The organism is Candidatus Polarisedimenticolia bacterium, assembly GCA_035764505.1.
In the GTDB taxonomy this organism is placed as follows: domain Bacteria; phylum Acidobacteriota; class Polarisedimenticolia; order Gp22-AA2; family AA152; genus AA152.
The window spans coordinates 1-2,929 of record DASTZC010000265.1; the positions used below are offsets into that span (position 1 = coordinate 1).

Consider the following 2,929-nt stretch of genomic DNA (forward strand, 5'->3'; position numbering starts at 1 on the left):
CCGCCTCTCCGGTGCGCAGGATCCCGGCGGCCTCGGCGGCCCGCGCTTCGACGCACATGCCGATGGCGATCGCCTCGCCGTGGGTGAGGCGGTATCGCGAGAGGCGTTCCAGAGCGTGGCCGACCGTATGGCCGAAATTGAGGATTGCCCGCTTCCCGGATTCCTTCTCGTCGGCGCGCACGACGCCCGATTTGACGCGGCCGCAGGCGATGACGAGATCGGTCAGGGCCGAGGGGTGCCGCGACAGGACCGCGGCGCGCGAGCGCTCGAGCCGCTGGAACAGGGCTGCGTCGCCCACCACCGCGCTCTTCACCACTTCCGCCAGGCCCGACCGGAAGTCGCGCTCCGAAAGGGTCGCGAGTGTTGAGACATCGGCGAGGACGGCGCGCGGGTGGTGGAAGGCGCCGATCAGATTCTTCCCCGCCGGATGATCGACGGCCGTCTTTCCCCCGATCGCCGCATCCACCATCGCCAGCAAGGTCGTCGGAATCGAAAGATAGGGAACGCCCCGCAGGTAGGTGGCGGCGGTGAAGCCGGCCAGGTCGGTGATCATGCCGCCCCCGAGGGCTAGGATGGCCGTGTCGCGCCCTCCTCCCGCCGCAATCATCCGGTCCTCGAGGCGCGATTTCGTCTCGCGGGTCTTGGCGCGCTCCCCGGACGGAACCACAAGGAGCCTGACGCCCAACCCATGCCGGCGCAGGGCCCCGAGCAGCCGCCGGCCATGGAGCCGGGCGACGTGCCGATCGGTAATGAGGAAGTATCGGTGGGCGGGAAGGAGACGGGAAAGCTCCGGGGGAAGCCGGGAAAGGAGTCCCGGCCCGACCCGCAACGGATAGCGCAGATCCGAGCTCCGTGCAGGGGGAACCCGGATCAGGATGTTGGAAGGGCGGGCTGGCATCGGTCCTTCTTGCCGGGCTGACGGGCCGGCCCATGCCGGATGGACGGGCCTGCGCGGTGACGCGCCCGGCCCGGCCGTGTTCCAGGCGTCAGCCGTCCCGCTTCAGTGGCTCTTGGTCGGCGGGGGAAGCTCCTCCAGGTAGCGCTCGACCAGGCGGCGGTGCTGCGCGTCGTCGAGGGAGGATTGAATCAGCTTGCCGGCCGCCTGCAGCGCCACGTCGACCACCGTCCCCTTGAGCTGGGCGACCGCCTGACGCGTCTCGAACTCGATCTGCTTGCGTCCCTGCTCCAGGACCGCGTTCGCCTCCCCCTTGGTTTTCTCGAGGATCTCCGAGCGGACCTTCTCGGCCTCCTTCTGCCCCGTCTCGACGATGCGCGCCGCCTCGGCGCGCGCCTGCGCCAGCATCTCCTTGTTCTTCGCCAGAGCTTCGTCGGCCGCTTCGCGCGCCCGCTTCGACTCCTCCAGCGCTTCGCGGATCGTCCGGTCCCGCGTCTCGATCCGATCGAGAATCGGCTTCCAGGCGAGCTTCTTGAGGACGAACGCCAGCAGGACGAAGGTGACGATCGTCCAGATGATCAGCCCGGGATTCGGTTGTACGAGAGACTGTCCCATTCGCCCCCCGCCTTACGCCTTGAGGAGGACGAGCAGAATGCACACCGCCAGGCCGAAGAACGTCGCCCCCTCGATCAGGGCCGCCGCGATGATCATCGAAGTCCGGATGTCGTTGGCGGACTGCGGCTGGCGGGCGGTGCCGTCCATGGCGGAGGCGGCCAGCTTGCCGATGCCGGCGGCGCCGCCCATGACCGTCAGCCCCGCTCCGATGCCCGCCGCCAGGTGACCCAATGCATTAGGACCCATTTCCATTCTCTCTCCTTGAAGGGCTCCCGGGATTCCTTCCCGGGAGACTAGTGGGGATGAACCGACATCCCGATGAACAGCGAGGTCAGCATGGTGAAGATGTAGGCCTGAATGAATGCCACCAGCAGCTCCAGCAGGTTGATGAACAGCGCGAAGCCGACCGAGATGGGGACCACGAACCAGGCACCCATGATGAAGATCAGACCGAGCAGCGACAGGATGACGATGTGCCCCCCCATCATGTTGGCGAAGAGCCGGATGCACAGGGAGAAGGGCTTGGCGATCATGCCGATGATCTCGACCGGCACCATGATCGGGATGAGCCAGGCCGGCACACCGTGAGGAACCAAATGACGGAAATGCCCGACCAGGCCGTACTGCCGGACGCCCGAGAACTGGATCATCAGGAAGGCCATGATCGCCAGGCCCGCCGTGACGCTGATGTTACCGGTGGCCGTGGCGCCGAAGGGGACCAGGCCCAGCAGGTTGCAGAACAGGATGAAGCAAAAAGTGCTCAACAAATAAGGCACGTAGCGCGCCCCCTCGTGCCCGATGTTGGGGATGGCGATCTCGTCGCGCACGAAGAGCACCGCCATCTCCACCAGGTGACCGATCCGCCCCTTGGCGTGGCGGATGCTGCGCGCCGCCAGGAATCCCACTGTGATCACGAGGAGCGAGGCGACCCACATCATAACCACGTGCCGCGTGATCGAGATGTCGAGGCCGAACAGGTGGATTTCAGGCAGGTGGACGTGGCCCAGGAACGGCAATTCCAGCTCGTGCGAGTCGAGGATGTGCTCCAGGATCATGTGACCGGCGTCGAATTTGCCCGGCGCCTCGTGCCCCGCCGCCTCGGCCGTCGAAGCGGCGTGCGACGCGGCGGGCTCTTCCGCGAGGAACCTGAGCCAGGGGGACATCATGCGATCGCGCTCCTAAGGAAGTCCCGCTGGACGCGCGGCGGACAGCCGTCGCAGCGCCCGGATCTCCAGAATCTGGAACAGCACGTAATAGCCGAACAGCCCCGCCATGAAAGCGGCCACCGGGAATTCGGTCGCCGTCGCCAGCAGCGCGATGCCGCCGCCGAAAAGAATCAGCCGGCCCAGGAACCCTCCGAGCAGCGCCGTCAGGAAGACCCGCTGCGGCTTGTCGTGGGCCCAGACCGCCAGCACGACG

Annotated in this window: 5 protein-coding genes; all 5 read right to left on the bottom strand. The window is 67.0% G+C overall.

Features of this window, described 5'->3' with window-relative positions; genetic code table 11:
- Positions 1-898, bottom strand: an 898-nt coding sequence (gene aroB / locus VFW45_17115) for a 3-dehydroquinate synthase (GenBank protein HEU5182510.1), incomplete at its 3' end; no start/stop codon positions are given.
- A 102-nt stretch (positions 899-1,000) separates the two neighbouring features.
- A complete protein-coding gene (gene atpF / locus VFW45_17120; protein HEU5182511.1) occupies positions 1,001-1,510 on the bottom strand; it encodes a F0F1 ATP synthase subunit B in 510 nt (169 codons plus the stop codon).
- Between the two features lie 12 nt (positions 1,511-1,522).
- Positions 1,523-1,756 carry an ATP synthase F0 subunit C gene (locus tag VFW45_17125; GenBank protein HEU5182512.1) on the bottom strand — a complete coding sequence of 78 codons (234 nt, stop codon included), beginning with the start codon at positions 1,754-1,756 and terminating at the stop codon, positions 1,523-1,525.
- A gap of 47 nt (positions 1,757-1,803) precedes the next feature.
- Positions 1,804-2,676 (bottom strand): F0F1 ATP synthase subunit A, encoded by an 873-nt coding sequence (gene atpB / locus VFW45_17130; protein HEU5182513.1) that lies wholly within the window; start codon positions 2,674-2,676, stop codon positions 1,804-1,806.
- 12 nt (positions 2,677-2,688) lie between these two features.
- A partial coding sequence (locus VFW45_17135) for a hypothetical protein (protein HEU5182514.1) occupies positions 2,689-2,929 on the bottom strand: 241 nt, incomplete at its 5' end.

What these genes read in the sequence shown, in the direction of transcription:
- atpF (HEU5182511.1), bottom strand. Translation starts at nt 1,510, where the DNA reads ATGGGACAGTCTCTCGTACAACCGAATCCCGGGCTGATCATCTGGACG.
- VFW45_17125 (HEU5182512.1), bottom strand. Translation starts at nt 1,756, where the DNA reads ATGGGTCCTAATGCATTGGGTCACCTGGCGGCGGGCATCGGAGCGGGG.
- atpB (HEU5182513.1), bottom strand. Translation starts at nt 2,676, where the DNA reads ATGATGTCCCCCTGGCTCAGGTTCCTCGCGGAAGAGCCCGCCGCGTCG.